Annotated in this window: 13 protein-coding genes; 9 read left to right on the top strand and 4 right to left on the bottom strand. The window is 37.2% G+C overall.

Translation table 11 applies throughout. From position 1 onward, the window contains the following. Window positions 1–4: 4 nt before the first annotated feature. Window positions 5–1,168: a galactokinase gene (gene galK, locus EM308_RS05285; protein WP_035640300.1), complete on the bottom strand. Its 1,164-nt coding sequence runs from the start codon at window positions 1,166–1,168 to the stop codon at window positions 5–7. Between the two features lie 11 nt (window positions 1,169–1,179). Continuing rightward, window positions 1,180–2,190: an aldose epimerase family protein gene (locus EM308_RS05280; RefSeq protein WP_035640330.1), complete on the bottom strand. Its 1,011-nt coding sequence runs from the start codon at window positions 2,188–2,190 to the stop codon at window positions 1,180–1,182. A gap of 146 nt (window positions 2,191–2,336) precedes the next feature. Here EM308_RS05280 and EM308_RS05275 point away from each other — a divergent pair, with 146 nt between their 5' ends. From EM308_RS05275 to EM308_RS05265, 3 genes are all read left to right on the top strand, one after another. Beyond that, on the top strand, window positions 2,337–3,335 hold the full coding sequence (locus tag EM308_RS05275) for a GntR family transcriptional regulator (protein ID WP_035640297.1): 999 nt from the start codon (window positions 2,337–2,339) through the stop codon (window positions 3,333–3,335). Window positions 3,336–3,469: 134 nt separating this feature from the next. Next, complete coding sequence (locus tag EM308_RS05270; RefSeq protein WP_051877899.1) at window positions 3,470–4,528, top strand: glycoside hydrolase family 43 protein; 1,059 nt, start codon at window positions 3,470–3,472, stop codon at window positions 4,526–4,528. Between the two features lie 285 nt (window positions 4,529–4,813). After that, window positions 4,814–7,429: an alpha-L-arabinofuranosidase C-terminal domain-containing protein gene (locus tag EM308_RS05265; protein ID WP_035640294.1), complete on the top strand. Its 2,616-nt coding sequence runs from the start codon at window positions 4,814–4,816 to the stop codon at window positions 7,427–7,429. A gap of 114 nt (window positions 7,430–7,543) precedes the next feature. Here the strand turns inward: EM308_RS05265 and EM308_RS05260 are convergent, their stop codons facing one another. Continuing rightward, a complete protein-coding gene (locus EM308_RS05260) occupies window positions 7,544–8,236 on the bottom strand; it encodes an NUDIX hydrolase (RefSeq protein ID WP_035640292.1) in 693 nt (230 codons plus the stop codon). A 447-nt stretch (window positions 8,237–8,683) separates the two neighbouring features. On the opposite strand from EM308_RS05260, the gene EM308_RS05255 reads away from it, so the two are divergent. From EM308_RS05255 to EM308_RS05230, 6 genes are all read left to right on the top strand, one after another. Then, window positions 8,684–10,231 (top strand): alpha-N-arabinofuranosidase, encoded by a 1,548-nt coding sequence (locus EM308_RS05255; protein WP_035638616.1) that lies wholly within the window; start codon window positions 8,684–8,686, stop codon window positions 10,229–10,231. 213 nt (window positions 10,232–10,444) lie between these two features. After that, on the top strand, window positions 10,445–12,382 hold the full coding sequence (locus EM308_RS05250; protein WP_035638624.1) for a glycoside hydrolase family 127 protein: 1,938 nt from the start codon (window positions 10,445–10,447) through the stop codon (window positions 12,380–12,382). A 165-nt stretch (window positions 12,383–12,547) separates the two neighbouring features. Further along, window positions 12,548–14,239 carry a ribulokinase gene (locus EM308_RS05245; protein WP_035638613.1) on the top strand — a complete coding sequence of 564 codons (1,692 nt, stop codon included), beginning with the start codon at window positions 12,548–12,550 and terminating at the stop codon, window positions 14,237–14,239. Next, window positions 14,223–14,924: an L-ribulose-5-phosphate 4-epimerase gene (locus tag EM308_RS05240; protein ID WP_035638620.1), complete on the top strand. Its 702-nt coding sequence runs from the start codon at window positions 14,223–14,225 to the stop codon at window positions 14,922–14,924. The genes EM308_RS05245 and EM308_RS05240 overlap by 17 nt, the downstream gene beginning before the upstream one ends. A 115-nt stretch (window positions 14,925–15,039) precedes the next feature. Next, on the top strand, window positions 15,040–16,551 hold the full coding sequence (gene araA / locus EM308_RS05235; RefSeq protein ID WP_035638610.1) for an L-arabinose isomerase: 1,512 nt from the start codon (window positions 15,040–15,042) through the stop codon (window positions 16,549–16,551). A gap of 115 nt (window positions 16,552–16,666) precedes the next feature. Beyond that, a complete protein-coding gene (locus EM308_RS05230) occupies window positions 16,667–17,854 on the top strand; it encodes an aldose epimerase family protein (RefSeq protein WP_035638607.1) in 1,188 nt (395 codons plus the stop codon). A gap of 250 nt (window positions 17,855–18,104) precedes the next feature. On the opposite strand, the gene EM308_RS18020 is transcribed toward EM308_RS05230, so the two are convergent. Beyond that, window positions 18,105–18,539 carry a hypothetical protein gene (locus EM308_RS18020; RefSeq protein ID WP_156101370.1) on the bottom strand — a complete coding sequence of 145 codons (435 nt, stop codon included), beginning with the start codon at window positions 18,537–18,539 and terminating at the stop codon, window positions 18,105–18,107. Between the last annotated feature and the right edge of the window lie 118 nt (window positions 18,540–18,657).

Genomic DNA, 18,657 nt, shown 5'->3' with positions numbered 1-18,657 from the left:
TTTCTTATTTATATAATGATGTACCGTTTCCAATTTTTACATCGTAAATTTTCAATTCAATATCAAAAGCCTCTCTGTATAATTTTGAAAATTTATCTTTGATTTGTTGCTCTTGTCCTTTTTTAACTAAGTTAATAGTACAGCCGCCAAAACCGCCTCCCATCAATCTTGAACCAATAACCGCAGTTTCTTTTTTGGCCAAATCAACCAATAAATCCAACTCTTCGCAGCTTACTTCATAATCTTTAGACAATCCATCGTGAGTTGCAAACATTAACTCTCCAAGTAATTCTATATTTCCATTGTCTAATGCTTCACAAGCCTGAATAACACGATTGATTTCTTTTACCACAAAAAGAGAACGTCTAAAAACATCATGACTCATTTTATCTTTCAAATCAATAATTGTTTGTTCGGTACAATCTCTGAAGCTTTTTATTTCCGGGAAATTTGCTTTTGCAATTGCAATTCCTTCTTCACATTGCTGTCTTCTTTCATTATAAGCCGATGTCATCAACGAGTGTTTTACATTCGAATCAAACAAAATCAACGAATAATCATTAAAATCGGCGGTGTGGTATTCGTATTCAAGAGATTTGCAATCAATTCTGATTACTTTATCCTCCAATCCCATCACACTGGAAAACTGATCCATAATTCCGCATTTGATTCCAACCCAATGTTCGGATTTTTGTCCCAATAAAGCGATATCGATTGGTTTAATATTCAAATTGAATATATCGTTCAAACCAAATAAAAACCCACATTCCAAAGCTGCAGAAGAAGACAATCCAGAACCTACCGGAATATTACTGCTGAAAACACAGTTTACGCCTTCAAATTTAAAACCGTTAATTTTCAACTGATTGATTACGCCTCGGATATAATTTGTCCAATCAACCTCATCTAATTTCACCTCGGCAGTAACGTCAATTTCAAACTCTTCATTAAGGTCAAGAGCAACTACTTTTGAAGTATTCGTATTATTTTTTGCAAAAGCAAAACAAATAATCTTATCGATTGCGGCTGGCAAAACATACCCGTCGTTATAATCAATATGTTCTCCAATAATGTTAATTCTCCCTGGAGAAAGCACTACTTTTTCAGGAGCATTTCCAAATTTATCCTGAAAAAATGCTGTTGTTTTTTTAATTAATATATCGTTCATTTTGTCAATTTTTATAAAGTTTCAAATTTATAAGTGGTATTATGCGAGTAAGTATCTCCTTTTTTTAGAATCGAATTCGGAAAATGTTTATGGTTTGGGGCATCGGGAAAGTTTTGAGTTTCAAAACAAATACCGCTCAACGTATGATAATCTGCGTTTTCTTTTCCTTTAATTTTATTAAAACAATTTCCTCCAACATAGATATGAACTCCGGGCTGATCCGTATAAACGGTCATTTTCAAATTATTTTTTTCGCTAAAAAGAATTGCTGCCAATTCCTCTTTACTTTTCAAAACAAAAGTATTGTCTATTGAAGTTGGACAATTTTTTTGTGTAAAGAAATCAAAAGGAGTATTATCTACTTCCAAAACCCTACCAGTTGGAATACAATCTAGTTTAACCTCCAGTACTTGTTTGGTATTTACTGTTAATTTCTGATTAACCACGCTACCGGAATGTCCGTCCAAATTAAAATAACTATGATGCGTCAGGTTTACCGCAGTATCCTCAGTAGTCTTGGCAACATATCCTATAATCAGTTCATTATCTTCAGAAAGGGTATAAGTCAATTCTATAGACAAATCGCCTGGATAATTTCCTTCATTGGCTGGGCTTAAATAAGTCAAAGTAATAGAAGGATTACTGCCTTCGTTTACCGCTTTTACGTCCCAAACCCTTTTGCTGAAATTATTATCTCCTCCATGCAGGGAATTTCCATTGTTATTTTTTTCCAAATGAATGGTTTCTCCGTTCAAAGTAAAAACAGCATTATTGATTCGGCCAGCATAACGCCCAACAGTCGTACCAAGATAAGGTGCACTTGGCAAATCAAAAGAGTTTATATAATTTTCCAGGTTGTCAAATCCCAAAACAACATCGACTAATTCTCCGTTTTTCAAAGGAATCTTCAAGGAAGAAACAGTTGCACCATAATTAATTACTTCCAGCTTTGCTCCTTTGCTGTTTATTAATTCATACGAATTCACCTCTTTTCCATCGGGTGTTTTTCCAAATAATTTCATTTTAGGATAAATTAAATGTGATATATATTTTATTTTGACTCTTTTTTTTAACATTTTGTAAAATGTCGGAAACAAAAATAGAGATAAAAAATTGATACTACATACCAGTACCTACCAGTTTTTGTATCTTTGTAAAAAAGGTCGCCATGAAAATTGTTAACGTTCAGAAAAACAGCGGTATTCCAAAGTACAAACAAATCATTTTTTCGATAGAAAAAACTATTGAAGAAGGCCTGTTGAATAAAGACGAAAAACTTCCATCGGTAAATAAAATCTGCCTTGATTTTTCGCTCTCGCGCGACACTGTTTTACTGGCCTATGACGAATTGAAAAAAAGAGGTATTGTCTACGCCATTCCTGGGAAAGGCTACTATGTAAAGAGTCTGGAAACCAATATAAAACAGAAAATATTTTTGCTTTTTGATGAGCTAAACAGCTTCAAAGAAGACCTTTACAATTCGTTTCTGCAACACATCGGAAAGAACGTTCAAGTAGATATTTTCTTTCACCATTTCAATGTTCAGGTCTTTCAAAAATTGATTAATGACAGTAATGGAAATTACACCAAATACATCATTATGCCGACTAATTTACCCGGAGTAGCATCGATGATTGAAACCCTACCAGCTAACGAAATTATCATTCTCGACCAAACCAATGACGAACTAAAATCGTATCCTGCCATCTACCAAAATCACAAAAAGGACATCTTTGAGGGTTTGTACAAAGGAAAAACAAGACTGGACAAGTATAAAAAATTCATTATGATTTTCCCGGGCTTTAGAGAACCATTGGGAATGAAGGCCGGTTTTGAAAATTTTTGCGCAAAATATTCCATTGATTACGAAATTATCAACGAATTTACAGACAATGAAATAACCCTTGGAGGGGTTTACATTATCCCAAATGACAGGGATTTGGTTCGGGTAATAGAAAAAGCCCAAAAGCAAAAATTAAAACTGGGAACTGATTTTGGAATTATATCCTACAATGAAACCCCACTGAAAAAAGTGGTTTCTTATGGAATTACCACCATTTCCACCGATTTTACCGCCATGGGAAAACTACTCGCCCAAATGGTTCTTACCGGAAAAAAAGAACATATCGAAAACAGAAGTGCGCTGATTATCAGAAATTCATTGTAATACTTTTTTTCTCATTTGTTTTTCTGAAACAATTTTATCTATATTTGTAAATGTGATTTTTACACTTATTTTTCTGTTCTAAATCACATTCCCTAATAACTATCAAGTTCAAAAAAAAACCAACATTACCACAAATGAAAAAATTTAATTTTCTACTTACTTTCAGCATACTGATTTTGGCCGGAAGTATTGCTTTGGCACAAAAAGCAAAATTTCCCAAAGAAAAAGACATGGGCGCATATCTGATGGTTTATTTTAAAGATGATACCCATGCACTCTATATGGCGTTGAGTAAAGACGGTTACAGCTTTACCGATGTAAACAATGCCAAACCCGTTATAGCCGGCGACACCATCTCGGAACAAAAAGGGATTCGCGATCCATACATATATCGTGCTCCAAACGGCTTGTTTTATATGGCGCTAACCGATTTGCATATTTATGCCCAAAAGGCAGGCTACCGAGACACCGAATGGGAACGTGACGGCAAGCAATACGGCTGGGGCAACAACCGCGGAATTGTACTTATGAAATCGCCCGATTTAATCCATTGGTCGCACACCGTTCTTCGTGTGGACAAAGCTTTTCCGGAATTGGCAGACATTGGCTGTGCCTGGGCTCCCGAACTTATCTATGACGATAAAGCCCAAAAGACGATGATATACTTTACCATGCACTTTGGCAACCAAAAAAACAAAGTGTATTATTCCTATATGAACAAGAATTTTACGCAACTGGAAACCTTGCCAAAACCTATCTTAGAATATCCGGATGGCAAAGAATACATCGATGCCGACATTACTAAGGTGGGTAATAAATACCACATGCTTATCGCGTCGCACAATGGCGGTTCGCATATCGAACAAGCCATTTCGGACTCGGTTAACAGTGGTTATCAACTCAATCCGCAACGCGTTGATGGCGAAAAAGTAGGATGCGAAGCTCCAAACGTTTACAAAATCATTGGCAAGGACAAATGGATGCTTATCTATGACATCTATCGCATCAACCCGCATAATTTCGGGTTCAGTGAAACTTCGGATTTTGTGAATTTTAACTATTTGGGACACTTCAATGAAGGCGTGATGAAATCGACTAATTTCACAATTCCTAAACATCCGTCTGTAATTCAAATTACCAAAAAAGAAGCCCAAAAACTGGCTGACAAATGGAACTGCGACATCAAATTTTAAACCTAAAATCTGTATTATAATTTATTTCACAAAGAAACACGAAGTTCCGCGAAATTTTTAAAATCGTTTTCAATAAGGTACTTTTTCTTTTGCGAATCTTCGTGTTTCCTTTGTGTGCCTTTGTGAAATTTATTTTATTGCTTAATTCAACTTAAAACAAAATTGTTTTCTCTTAAAACCATTAAGAAATTAAGATTCATTAAGGCTCAAAACTTAATTTTCTTAATCTCTTAATGGTAAAAAAACAATCCTTTTTTTGGTCTCCTTAGAAAATATTAATACGACATGAACACTTTTTTCAAATTTCAAAAACAAAAAAAATACTTTCTGGGTTTATTGATTGTATGTTTTACGGCAGTTTCCGCTTTCGCTAAAAATCCGACTGAAGCCTATATCTTCTCTTATTCCAATGGAAAAACTTTTGACGGCCTTCATTTTGCCTGGAGCACCGACAAAATCAACTGGCATCCCATAGGCCCGGAATACCACTACATCCATTCGGATTACGGAGCTTGGGGTTCCCAAAAAAGAATGGTCGCTCCTATTCTCTTTCCCGGCGCCGACGGATTATGGCATTGTTTATGGAGCCTGAATGAAAAAGACGGAACTTTTGCACATGCTTCGTCCAAAGACCTTCTTTATTGGGGACGTCAATCCTATCCTATTGTCATGAACGACAATAACTGCCTGAACCTCGAAGTGGCTTACAACAAAGAAAAAGACGAATATACCATCAGTTGGTTGAGTAATCTTCAAAGTGAAACAATAGCTTTTTGCACAACAACCAAAGATTTCAAGAAATTCTCGGAAACCAAAAACATTCCCCTATCCGAACATAAAAACACCCGCGAAAATGTTATAATTTCCGGCAAATCCGAAACAGGTTCAATCAACAAAGTGGCCTGGAGCGTTGTCGAAGGACTGATTAAAACCCAACAAACATCTGTCTATAGAAACCAACTTTGGTCGGAAACTACCAAAACAGACAATGAGCGTTTTACCGACTTAAAACCTGTCGAGGCAAAATTTACGGTTGATGCTTCAAAAAGCAAAAAAATCAGCAATTCGTTGATAGGAATCTTTTTTGAAGATATCAATTATGCCGCAGATGGCGGTTTGTATGCAGAACTGATTCAAAACAGGGATTTTGAATATATCATTGCCGACACCAAAGGCAGGGACAAAACCTGGAACAGTACCAAAGCCTGGAGTCTGAAAGGCGAAACATCAAAATTTGTTATTGATTCTATAAACCCTATTCATCCCAACAACAAACATTATGCAAAACTGACCATCAACCAAACTGGAACGGCATTAGTCAATGAAGGTTTTGACGGCATTCCAGTGAAAGCAGGTGAAAAATACGATTTCTCTGTATTTGCCCGAAGCACTAAAGGTAAACCAGGAAAACTTCTTATTCGGTTTACAGGAAAAAATGGCGAAATATACGGGGAAACAGCAATCCCAACCGCTGGCAAGGACTGGAAAAAATACAACACAATCATCACCTCCAAAACAACTATTGCCGATGCCAATCTGGAAATTGTTCCGCAAATGACAGGAACATTAGATTTGGATTTGATTTCGCTTTTTCCTCAAAAAACTTTTAAAGGACGCAAAAATGGATTGCGAGCTGACTTGGCTCAAACTCTTGCCGACCTGAAGCCCAAATTCATTCGTTTCCCCGGTGGCTGTGTTGCCCACGGCGACGGATTGGATAATATTTATAAATGGAAAAACACCATTGGTCCGCTTGAAAGCAGAAAACCGATGCGCAACCTTTGGAGGTATCATCAAACTGTCGGTTTAGGCTATTTTGAATACTTCCAATTTTGCGAAGATATTGGAGCTGTGCCACTGCCGGTAATCGCTGCCGGTGTTCCCTGCCAAAATTCATCTACAGGTGGCGCCGGACAACAATGCGGAATTCCAATGTCTGAAATGAAAGAATATGTACAGGATATTCTCGATTTAGTGGAATATGCCAATGGAGATATAACGACCAAATGGGGCAAAAAACGTGCAGAAGCCGGACATCCAAAACCATTTAACTTAAAATACATCGGTATTGGAAATGAAGATTTGATTACTGATATTTTTGAAGAACGTTTTACCATGATCTTTAAAGCTATCAAGGAAAAATACCCAGAAATAACCGTTATTGGAACCGTAGGCCCAACTTTTGAAGGAACCGATTATCAGGAAGGCTGGGATATCGCAACAAAACTCAATGTGCCTATGGTGGACGAACACTACTACCAACCTCCTGGCTGGTTTATCTACAATCAGGATTATTACGACAGTTATGATCGTTCCAAACCCAAAGTCTATCTAGGCGAATATGCTGCGCACCTGCCAGGGAAACCCAACAATATAGAAACCGCCTTATCCGAAGCGTTGTACCTCACCTCGATTGAACGCAATGGTGATGTGGTGAGTATGTCTTCGTATGCGCCGCTATTGGCCAAAGACAAGCATACACAATGGAATCCCAACCTGATTTATTTCAACAATACCGAAGTGAGACCAACGGTGGGCTACGAAGTGCAAAAACTCTACGGACAAAATTCCGGTGACCAATACATCCCGACAGAAACAGCCCTTTCTAACAATCAGGAGAATGTAAAAAATCGTATCGCCGTATCAATTGTCAGAGATTCCAAAACAGACGACCTTATTGTGAAACTCGTTAACTTATTGCCGGTAGTGGTAAAATCTTCATTCGATTTAAAAAATTATGGTTTGGAAAACAAAGAAGCTCTAAAAACCGTTTTGAAAGGAGACCCAAATGACAAAAACGCAAAACCGACAACTTCGATTTGTTCCGTTTCAGAATTAACGAATACCGAATTACCCGCCTATTCGTTTACTGTTTATCGCATTAAAGCAAAGAAGAAATAGGTTTTCTAAACCGTAGAGACGTTGCATGGCAACGTCTCCAACCTTTGCGAGGAAAACAAAAAAGGGAGCTTCCACTACAGAAGCTCCCTTTTTTGTTTAGGATTCTAATGCTTTCTAAAAATTGACTGCAAAATTATTCAAAAGTTTTGCATCGTATTTTTCCTTGTCAAAAGTATAGAGAAAGGAACCTTTTCTAGACGAAGTCATGTCTTTCTCGTCTAATTTTATTAAAATATCCAAGGAATTGATTTTGCTGATAAAGTTTCTTTTATCTATTTTCTTGTCCAAAATCGATTCATACAATTTAAGCAACTGACTCATTTTGAATTTTTCTGGCAAAAGTTCAAAACCTACCGGACGCATCGAAGTTCTGTATCTCAATCTTCTGATGGCGTGTTCTAGCATATTGTCATGGTCAAAAATCAATTTTGGCACTTCGGAGACACTAAACCATTTGGCGTGATAATTCTGAATCAATTCCGCATTATGATTTTCAATATTAATCAAGGCATAATAAGCCACCGATATGGTTCTTTCCACAGGGTCACGATCTATCTCACTATAAGTATACAGTTGTTCCATATAGATGTCCTGTAAACCGGTATAAGTATTCAGCACCCTAATGGCGGCATCATCCAACACCTCTTCTTTTTTAAGAAATCCACCCATCAATGACCATTTCCCTCTTTCTGGTTCAAAATCTCTTTTTATCAAAAGAATTTTTAAACCATCTACTTCATCAAAGCCGAAAATAATACAATCCACCGCTAGAATTACTTTATCTACAGTACTATAACTATTTAGCATCTTTACATTTAAAATTTACGGTAAATATAAGAACTTCCTCAGAACTACCAAATTTTTATTAATGTGCTTTTTACACTAATAAAACAAAAACAAGCTATCTCTGAAATATCCTTGTTGTGTTTGAAAATTTTAATTTTTATACGAAAAATCAAATAAAACCTCAAAAAATGGGCAAAATAAAAAAGTAACAACGAACAATTCTGATTTCTACAAAAACTGAAGAACTTTGAAAACGTAAAAAAATATTCAAGCTTTTTTTGCGATATCCGCTTCTATTTCACCGTTTTTACACAAAATTAATTTGTTTTTGTGATTTTTTTTTAATTACATTTACAAATGTTAAAACAACACTTATTTTAAATTATATGTAAACTGATTGCTATTACTAAATTAACCACTAATTGATTGAGGATTCCCCGAAATTGTCTATTTAAGAATTAAACTATCATGAAAAAAACCTTACTATTCTTATCAATTGTTGCACTTTGTTGTCAAAACACTTTTGCCCAAAAAGAAACTACCGTAATCTCCATAAAAAACACTGAAAACACGCCAACTATCAACAAAAACATCTATGGGCATTTTGCAGAACATTTAGGACGTTGCATTTATGGCGGATTTTTTGTGGGCGATACTTCCAAAATTCCCAATACCGCCGGAGTTCGTAATGATATTATCGCTGCCTTAAAAGATTTAAAAATCCCAAATCTCCGTTGGCCGGGAGGTTGTTTTGCAGATACCTATCACTGGAAAGACGGTATTGGTCCAAAAGAAAACAGACCAACTATCGTCAACAAATGGTGGGGTGGCGTTACCGAAGATAACAGTTTTGGAACCCACGATTTCCTGAACATGTGCGAACTTCTAGGTGCAGAACCTTATCTTTCTGGAAATGTGGGAAGCGGGACTGTACAAGAATTATCAGACTGGGTGCAATACACCAATTTTAGCGGCAAAAGCCCGATGAGTGATTTGCGTAAAAAAAATGGACGAACAGAACCCTGGAAAGTAAAATATTGGGGAATTGGGAATGAAGCGTGGGGTTGTGGAGGGAATATGACCGCCGAATATTATGCTGGAGAATACAGAAAATTTGCCACTTTCATATCGGATTGGGAAAACACGGGCGGTATTACCCGCATTGCTTCGGGATCAAACAGCGCCGATTATAACTGGACCGAAGTATTGATGAAAAACATTCCGCTAAATATGTTGGGTGGCGTTGGAGTTCATCATTATGCTGTAATCAATTGGAATAAAAAGGGAGACGGTGTCAATTATACCGAAGAACAATATTTCAAAACTATGAAATCAGCATTGAAAATGGAAGAATTGGTTACAAAACATTCTGCCATAATGGACAAATACGATCCTCAAAAAAAAGTAGCCATGATTGTTGACGAATGGGGAGGCTGGTACGAAGTTGTAAATGGAACAAATCCTGGTTTTTTGTATCAGCAAAACACCATGAGAGATGCAGTTTTGGCAGGATCTACCCTTAATATTTTTAACAATCACGCCGATAGGGTTCGTATGGCAAATTTAGCACAATGCGTAAACGTTTTGCAAGCAGTTATCCTTACTGATAAAACCAAAATGATTTTGACGCCTACTTATCATATCATGAAAATGTACAGCGTTCACCAGGATGCAAAATTATTGCCGGTTAGTTTTCAATCGCCTTTATATACCGTGAATGGAGAAACGCTTCCCGCTATATCGGCTTCGGCTTCTAAGGACAAAAACGGAGCGGTACACATTTCATTGGTAAATGTCGATGCAAAAAACAACAATAAAATTGAGCTCGATGTTAATGAACTTGGTATTAAAAACGTAACCGGAACGATTATAACTTCAGCCAAACTGCAAGATTATAATTCATTTGAAACACCAAATAAAATTGTTCCAACAGTTTTTAAAGATTTTGCAAACAAAAAAGGAAAACTTGAAATTAACATCCCTCCTTTTTCTGTTATTATGCTCGAAGGCAAATAAACCCAAATTATGATTTAAAGGACAAATTGCAAACACAAAAAAATTATTTAAGTTCTAAATATAACTCCCGCAAAGGCGATAAGACGCAAAGAAATAGGTTCCAAACTTTGCGCCTCTACGCCTTTGCGAGAAAACACAAAACTTAACTTAAGAAATCTATTTTTCGAAATACCAACACCATTTATGAAACTTTCGAATTTAAAAAATCATCTCTTGTACTTCTTCATCATATTTTTTCCCCTTTTAGGTAAACTAAATGCACAGAAACAGGATACAAAAAACACAGGATATATCATCACCCCCGTAAACATCCGGAATGTAAAAATAACAGATGCTTTTTGGTTACCAATCATTAAAAAAGTACAGGAAAAAACCATCGATTATGCCATCCATAAATGTGAGGAAGAAGGTCGATTGGACAATTTCCTGATTGCTGGCGGAAAAATGAAGGGAGAAGTAAAAGGACAAATGCCATTTGACGACACCGATGTTTACAAAATAATCGAAGGCGCTTCGAATACCCTAATCAGCGAACCTAATCCAAAACTGGAAAAAAAATTAGATTCCCTTATTGCGATTATCAAAGTGGGGCAGGAAAAAGACGGCTATTTAACGACGTGGAGAACCATTAATCCGGCCAAACCACCTGCAAAATGGGTTCCTGTCATTGAAGGAAAACGTTGGGAATCCCTTCAAATTAGCCACGAGCTGTACAATCCCGGACACATGATAGAAGCTGCAGTAGTTCATTTTGAAGCCACCGGAAAAAGAAATTTTCTTGACATCGCCATCAAAACTGCCGATATGCTGGTACGCGCTTTTGGCGACAATCCCGATCAGGTTCATGGTGTACCCGGTCACCAGATTGTAGAAACAGGTTTGGTCAATCTCTACAGAATTACCAACAATAAATCCTATTTGAAATTAGCCAAATACTTCCTTGACAACAGAGGAAATCCGAAAAATCATAAGTTGTATGGTGCTTACTCGCAAGACGATATTCCAGTGATTCGACAAAAAGAAGCAGTAGGCCACGCTGTTCGAGCTATGTATATGTACGCAGGAATGACCGATATTGCCGCAATATACAATGACAATGACTACCAAAATGCAGTGAATAATTTGTGGACAAATATGGTCAACAAAAAAATGTACATCACTGGTGGAATTGGTGCCAAACATGAAGGTGAAGCCTTCGGTAAAAACTACGAATTGCCAAATCTCACAGCCTATAATGAAACTTGCGCGGCAATTGGAAATGTATATTGGAACCACAGATTGCACAACCAAACCGGAAATTCTGAATATTTTGATGTAATTGAACGCTCTTTATACAACGGTTTAATCTCAGGATTATCATTGGACGGAAAACAATTTTTCTACCCAAATGCCTTAGAATCGGACGGGGTTTATAAATTCAACCGAGGAGCTTGCACCCGCCAATCCTGGTTTGACTGCTCTTGTTGCCCAACGAATTTGATTCGTTTTATTCCATCAATTCCTGGATTGATTTATTCTACAGGCAAAAACACATTGTACGTAAATTTATATGCTTCGAATACAGCAAAAATCACATTGGACAAAACCGAATTGCAAATCGCACAACAAACCAATTATCCTTGGGATGGAAAGATTACATTGACCGTTTCTCCAAAAAAAGAAGGTGAATTCACTATCAAATTAAGAGTTCCGGGATGGGCAAGAAACCAAGTTTTACCAGGAGATTTATACAGTTATAAGTCGGCATCAGCAGCAGTTTCTTCCCTGACAATAAACGGCACTCCTCTCCTCTCTCAAGAAAAAGAAGGTTACTTCACCATTACCCGAAAATGGAAAAAAGGCGACATCATCAATCTCAATTTCCTAATGGAGGTAAAACAAGTAGTGACCAATACCAAAGTAGAAAACAACATTGGAAAAGTGGCTTTGGAATACGGCCCGATTGTGTATGCTATCGAGGAAATTGACAACGCAACCGCCTTTGACAAAATCACGATTGCACCCCATGACACTTTCAAAGTAACCAAAGAAAACAACCTTTTGGAGGGAGTAAATGCCATCCAAAACTCCAAACTAAAAGCTATTCCGTATTATTCCTGGTCAAACAGAGGCATTGGAAAAATGAAAGTTTGGATAGATGAACAGAAATAAACAAAACACAAAAACACTTATCAAATATTATATTTTAAAAGACGTGTTTAACATTCTTTGCAACCTTAATCTTAAATTAAAGTTACGATAGAAATAAATTAAGTGTTTTTTATACACTTATTAAATAATTATTTTTATATTTGTCCGTAATTTAAAAGATTTGTGATGAAAAATTATGTAATAGGATTAGATTATGGCTCAGATTCTGTACGTGCAGTGTTGATAGACACTGAAAATGGACAGGAATTGGCCTCAAACGTTTGTGATTACAAGCGATGGAAAAACAAAGAATATTGTAACGCATCAATAAATCAATTTCGCCAGCATCCATTAGATCATATCGAAGGATTGGAAACAACGATAAAATATGTGGTAGAAAACAGCAAAGTCGATTCTACTTTGATTCGAAGCATTTGTATTGACACCACTGGATCTTCTCCTGTGCCAGTTGCCGAAGACGGAACTCCATTGGCTTTGACCAAAGGTTTTGAACACAATCCAAATGCCATGATGGTGTTATGGAAAGATCACACAGCCATAAACGAGGCCAACGAAATCAACGAATTAGCAGCCAATTGGGGTGGAGAAAATTTTACCAAATACGAAGGAGGAATCTATTCATCAGAGTGGTTTTGGGCAAAAATTCTACATGTTGCTAGAGAAGACGAAGCGGTAAAACAAGCGGCATACACTTGGATGGAACATTGCGATTTGATGACGTATCTGTTAATCGACAATAAAGATTTAAAATCATTCAAAAGAAGCCGTTGCGCAGCAGGTCACAAAGCGATGTGGCATGAAGACTGGAACGGTTTACCTCCCGTTGAATTTCTGGAAAAATTAGATCCATATTTAGCAACGCTTCGCGGAAATTTATATGATGAAACTTATACTTCAGACTTGGTTGCAGGAAATCTAAACCAAGAATGGGCAACCCGATTGGGACTTTCAACAGATACCGTTATTGCAGTTGGAACATTCGACGCCCATTCGGGTGCAGTAGGAGCCAAAATTGCGGAGCATACTTTGGTTCGCGTTATGGGAACCTCAACCTGCGATATTATCGTGGACACCAAAGAATCAATTGGAACAAAAACCGTTCGTGGTATCTGCGGACAAGTTGACGGATCCGTAATTCCGGGATACATAGGTCTTGAAGCGGGGCAATCTGCTTTTGGAGATGTATTGGCTTGGTACAAAGAATTATTACTTTGGCCAACCGAAAATTTATTGACTGCTTCTACCCTTTTGACCAACGAACAAAAAGAACAATTGAAAGCGGAAATCAGTAATAATCTTATCAAAGAATTAACTATTGAAGCTGAAAAAATTCCATTGACCGAAAGTATTCCATTTGCCTTGGATTGGATTAACGGGCGACGAACTCCTGATGCCAATCAGGAACTCAAAAGTGCTATTTCAAATTTATCATTGGGAACCAAAGCACCTCATGTATTCAAATCATTGGTTAATGCCATTTGTTTTGGATCCAAGAAAATCGTTGATCGTTTTGAGGAAGAAGGCGTTCGAATTGACACCGTAATCGGAATTGGAGGAGTTGCACGCAAATCCCCATTTATCATGCAGACTTTGGCCAATGTACTCAACAAACCAATCAAAGTAGCTTTATCCGATCAGGCTCCTGCTTTGGGAGCTGCCATTTATGCTGCAGTTGCCGCCGGAATTTATCCAAACGTAATTGAAGCGAGCCAAAAAATGGGAAGCCCTTTTGAAAGCGAATATTTCCCACAACTAGACAAAGTTGCCGCTTACAACAAATTGCTTTTGGCCTACGAACAATTAAGTGCTTATGCCGATCCATCTATTAAAAAACAACACAATGAGCTCTATATATAAAGATTTAAAACAGGAATGCTACGAGGCAAATATGCAGTTGAACGCATTGAATCTAGTAGTTTACACTTTTGGAAACGTTAGTGCCGTTGACCGCAAAAATGGCGTTTTTGCCATCAAACCAAGCGGCGTCCCTTATGAGGATTTGAAACCAGAAGATATCGTAATTGTCGATTTTGACAACAATATCATCGAAGGAAACATGCGTCCTTCTTCGGACACAAAAACACATGCTTATTTGTACAAAAACTGGCCAAACATTGGCGGTGTGGCACATACCCACGCAACCTATTCTGTGGCCTGGGCGCAATCACAATGTGACATTCCCATTTTTGGAACCACTCATGCCGATCATTTAACCGCCGATATTCCTTGTGCTCCGCCGATGGCCGACGCGCTTATTGAAGGAAACTATGAGCACAATACCGGAATTCAGATTTTGGATTGTTTCAAAGAAAAAAACCTTTCCTACGAAGAAGTCGAAATGATTCTGATAGGAAATCATGGTCCATTTGCTTGGGGAAAAAATGCTGCCAAAGCGGTTTACAACAGTAAAGTTCTTGAAGTTGTGGCTGAAATGGCGTACCTAACTTTGCAAATCAATCCGAATGCCCCACGATTGAAGGATTCATTAATCAAAAAGCATTACGAACGCAAACACGGAAAAGATTCGTATTACGGACAATAATGAGTTTATAGTTTTGGGTTTATGGTTTATAGTTTTAAAATACAATCTTCATAAATCCTCAAACGACAAACGATAAACAACAAACAATAAACGATAAACAATAAACATAATAACGATGAAAATAGATATATCTCAAAAGGAAGTGTGGTTTGTAGTAGGAAGCCAAGAGTTATACGGACCAGAAACATTAAAAAAAGTAGCGGAACACGCTGCAATTATGGCAAAAGGATTTGATGACGCGGCTCAAATTCCGGTAAAAGTAGTTTGCAAAGACACTTTAAAATCGCCTAAACAAGTATTAGATTTATGTTTGGAGGCAAATTCAGCCAAAAACTGTATTGGAATCATCACTTGGATGCACACTTTCTCTCCAGCAAAAATGTGGATTGGTGGTTTGAAAATTTTAAACAAACCATTATGTCATTTACACACACAATACAATGCAGAAATTCCATGGGCAACCATCGATATGGATTTCATGAACTTAAATCAATCGGCTCACGGAGACAGAGAATTTGGTTTCATGATGTCAAGAATGCGTAAAAAACGCAAGGTAATTGTAGGACATTGGCAAGAAGACCGTGTTTTGACCAAATTGGGTAACTGGACAAGAGTTGCTTTGGGCTGGAACGAATTGCAAAACCTAAAAGTAGCCCGTATTGGTGACAATATGCGTGAAGTTGCCGTTACCGAAGGTGATAAAGTAGAAGCTCAAATTCGTTTTGGAGTTTCTGTTAATGGCTATGATTCTTCGGATGTTACAAAACATATCGAAAAAGTAACAGACAAACAATTAGCTGATTTATTGGCAGTTTACGAAGCATCTTATAACTTAACAAATGATTTAAAAGAAGGCGGAGCCAAAAGACAATCTTTGGTTGATGCTGCAAAAATCGAATTGGGATTGAGAGCTTTCTTAGAAGAAGGCGGTTTCGGAGCATTTACAGATACTTTTGAAAACCTTGGTGCCTGGAAACAATTACCAGGTATTGCAACACAACGTTTAATGGCCGATGGTTATGGTTTTGGAGGAGAAGGAGACTGGAAAACTGCTGCAATGGTTAGAGCGTTAAAAGTAATGAACATCGGACTTGAAGGAGGAACTTCATTCATGGAAGATTACACCTATCACTTTACCCCTCAAAAATCGTATGTTTTGGGATCACATATGTTGGAAATTTGTCCATCTATCGCTGACGGAAAACCAGCTTGCGAAGTACATCCGCTAGGCATTGGAGGAAAAGAAGACCCAGCTCGTTTGGTATTCAATTCTCCAGCTGGAGATGCTATCAACGTATCATTGGTAGATATGGGAACTCGTTTTAGATTAATCGTAAACGAAGTGACTGCAGTAAAACCAATGGCCGATTTGCCAAAACTTCCTGTAGCCCGTGTATTGTGGGATTGTAAACCAAACCTTGACGTAGCTGCCACAGCTTGGATTCTTGCCGGTGGAGCGCACCACACGGTTTACAGCCAAGCGGTAACAACAGAATTTATGGAAGATTTTGCTGATATCGCCGGAATCGAATTAGTGGTTATTGATAACAATACGACTATCCGAAACTTTAAAGATACGCTTAACGCAAATGAAGCGTACTTCCATTTGTTTCAACACGGTCTGTAATTTTTAACAGAAACAATAAAGCCCTAAAGTCCGAAAAATAGAATTTAATTTTTATACTTTTGACTTTAGGGCTTTTACTTTTAGTCTTTTAATTAACTAAAAACCCAAATAATTTATGAATCTAGTAAAACGTTGTATTTATGGAATTTCCATTTTAAGTTTAGCAAGTATGAATGTACAGTGTAAAGGAGAAAAAAAAACGGATGGAGCAGAAACTGCTCTTGAGGCCAATGCTGCAGACTCAGTATCTATAGCAAAATCGGTATATGGAAAAACCGATAAAGGTGTACAAATAGACCAATATACCCTTAAAAACCACAAAGGAATGGAAGTTAGCATCATCACTTTTGGTGGCCGAATTTCTTCCCTAAAAGTACCTAACAAAGACGGTAAATCCGAGGAGGTGGTAATTGGCTTTAATTCATTGGAACAATACCAAAAAGACAATCCGTATTTTGGAGCTCTTATCGGAAGATTTGGAAACAGAATCGCAAAAGGAAAATTCACTTTGGACGGAAAAGAATATTCATTGGCAATCAACAACGAGCCAAATGCTTTGCACGGAGGCCCTCTAGGTTTCCACAATGTGGTTTGGACCGCCGAAGAAGCCAAAGGTGGAGACACCGCTTCATTGAAATTAAAATATGTTGCCAAAGATATGGAAGAAGGTTATCCAGGAAACTTAACCGTTTATGTAACTTATACTTTGAACAAAGACAATGCGTTGGACGTATCCTATGAAGCGACAACCGACAAGAAAACGGTGGTAAACTTAACACAACATTCGTATTTTAACCTGTCATCTGATTTCACTAAACCAATTTTGGATCACGAAATCATGATTGATGCCGATAAATTGGTTCCTGTAGATGCAACGCTTATCCCAACAGGACAATTGACTGATGTAACCAATACGCCATTCGATTTCAGAAAACCAAAATTAGTTGGAAAAGACATCAATGCCAATGACGATCAATTGAAAAAAGGATTGGGTTACGACCATTGCTGGGTATTAAATAATCAAAACAAAGGAGATCGTTTGGTTGCTTCTGCCTACTACCCTGCAAACGGAAGACTTTTGGAAGTGTACACAGACCAACCTGGAATTCAGTTCTACTCTGGTAACTTCCTTGACGGAACCTTGCCTATGAGAAATGGAGGAACTTACGCTCATAGAACCGGTTTTTGTCTAGAAACACAGCATTATCCGGATTCGCCAAATCAAAAAAATTTCCCGACTACAGTTTTAAGTCCGGGAGAAACTTATAAAACAAAAACAACTTTCAAATTTTCAGTTAAATAATAAAAACCCTTATCAGACTGTTGCTTCTGGTTGAACATTTAGTTTAAAAATAAACATTTGTTAATTTTTTACCCCGCAAGGCCTCATACTTTCGGGGTTTTTTATTTCTGAATTTTGGTTTACAACGCATTTTAAAATCTGTGCCAATCTGTTTAATACGTGACATCTGTACCCTATTAAAAGAATCTAATAAAAAAAGCACAAAAAAACCTGAGATTTCTCTCAGGTTCAATACCATCGTTACCGGCTGTTATAATTTCACGGTCAAGCCAATTGCAGGAGAAAACCCAGAAATGTTTCCACCGGCAAGCTCAACATATAGCCCCCATTTATCATTCCAGAACCAACGTCCTCCTACTTGAAGTCCAAGGTTTAAATCACTACTATTATCATGATCATTATCACCATTGTAGATTGAGTAACCAAGATTCAATCCTCCGTAAACATCCCATGCAGGATCAGAAATACCAAATGCATGATCAAAATAGTAGTTCCCTTTTACACCCAGATTAATCCAATCTAAGTTAAAATCGGTTCCAACACCTGGAGCAATCGTAATGTCTCTAGAAACTGGAATTTCATAATTAATACCAATAAGCCCAAAATTTAATTCTTTTCTAGCTTGACCAAAAACACTTGCACAACAAAATAATGCAAAAACGAAAAATAAGGATATTTTTTTCATAAAAATAATAGTATTAAAATTAAAAGAAAATTGTTTATACAAAGAACTCGATAATAACTTGAAATTTATTAAAAAAGTATTAAAAAAATAAGAATCCGTTTTATTTTTTATTGAATAC

The organism is Flavobacterium gilvum (genome assembly GCF_001761465.1).
GTDB classification, from domain to species: domain Bacteria; phylum Bacteroidota; class Bacteroidia; order Flavobacteriales; family Flavobacteriaceae; genus Flavobacterium; species Flavobacterium gilvum.
This window is presented reverse-complemented; position numbering and strand designations above follow the sequence as displayed.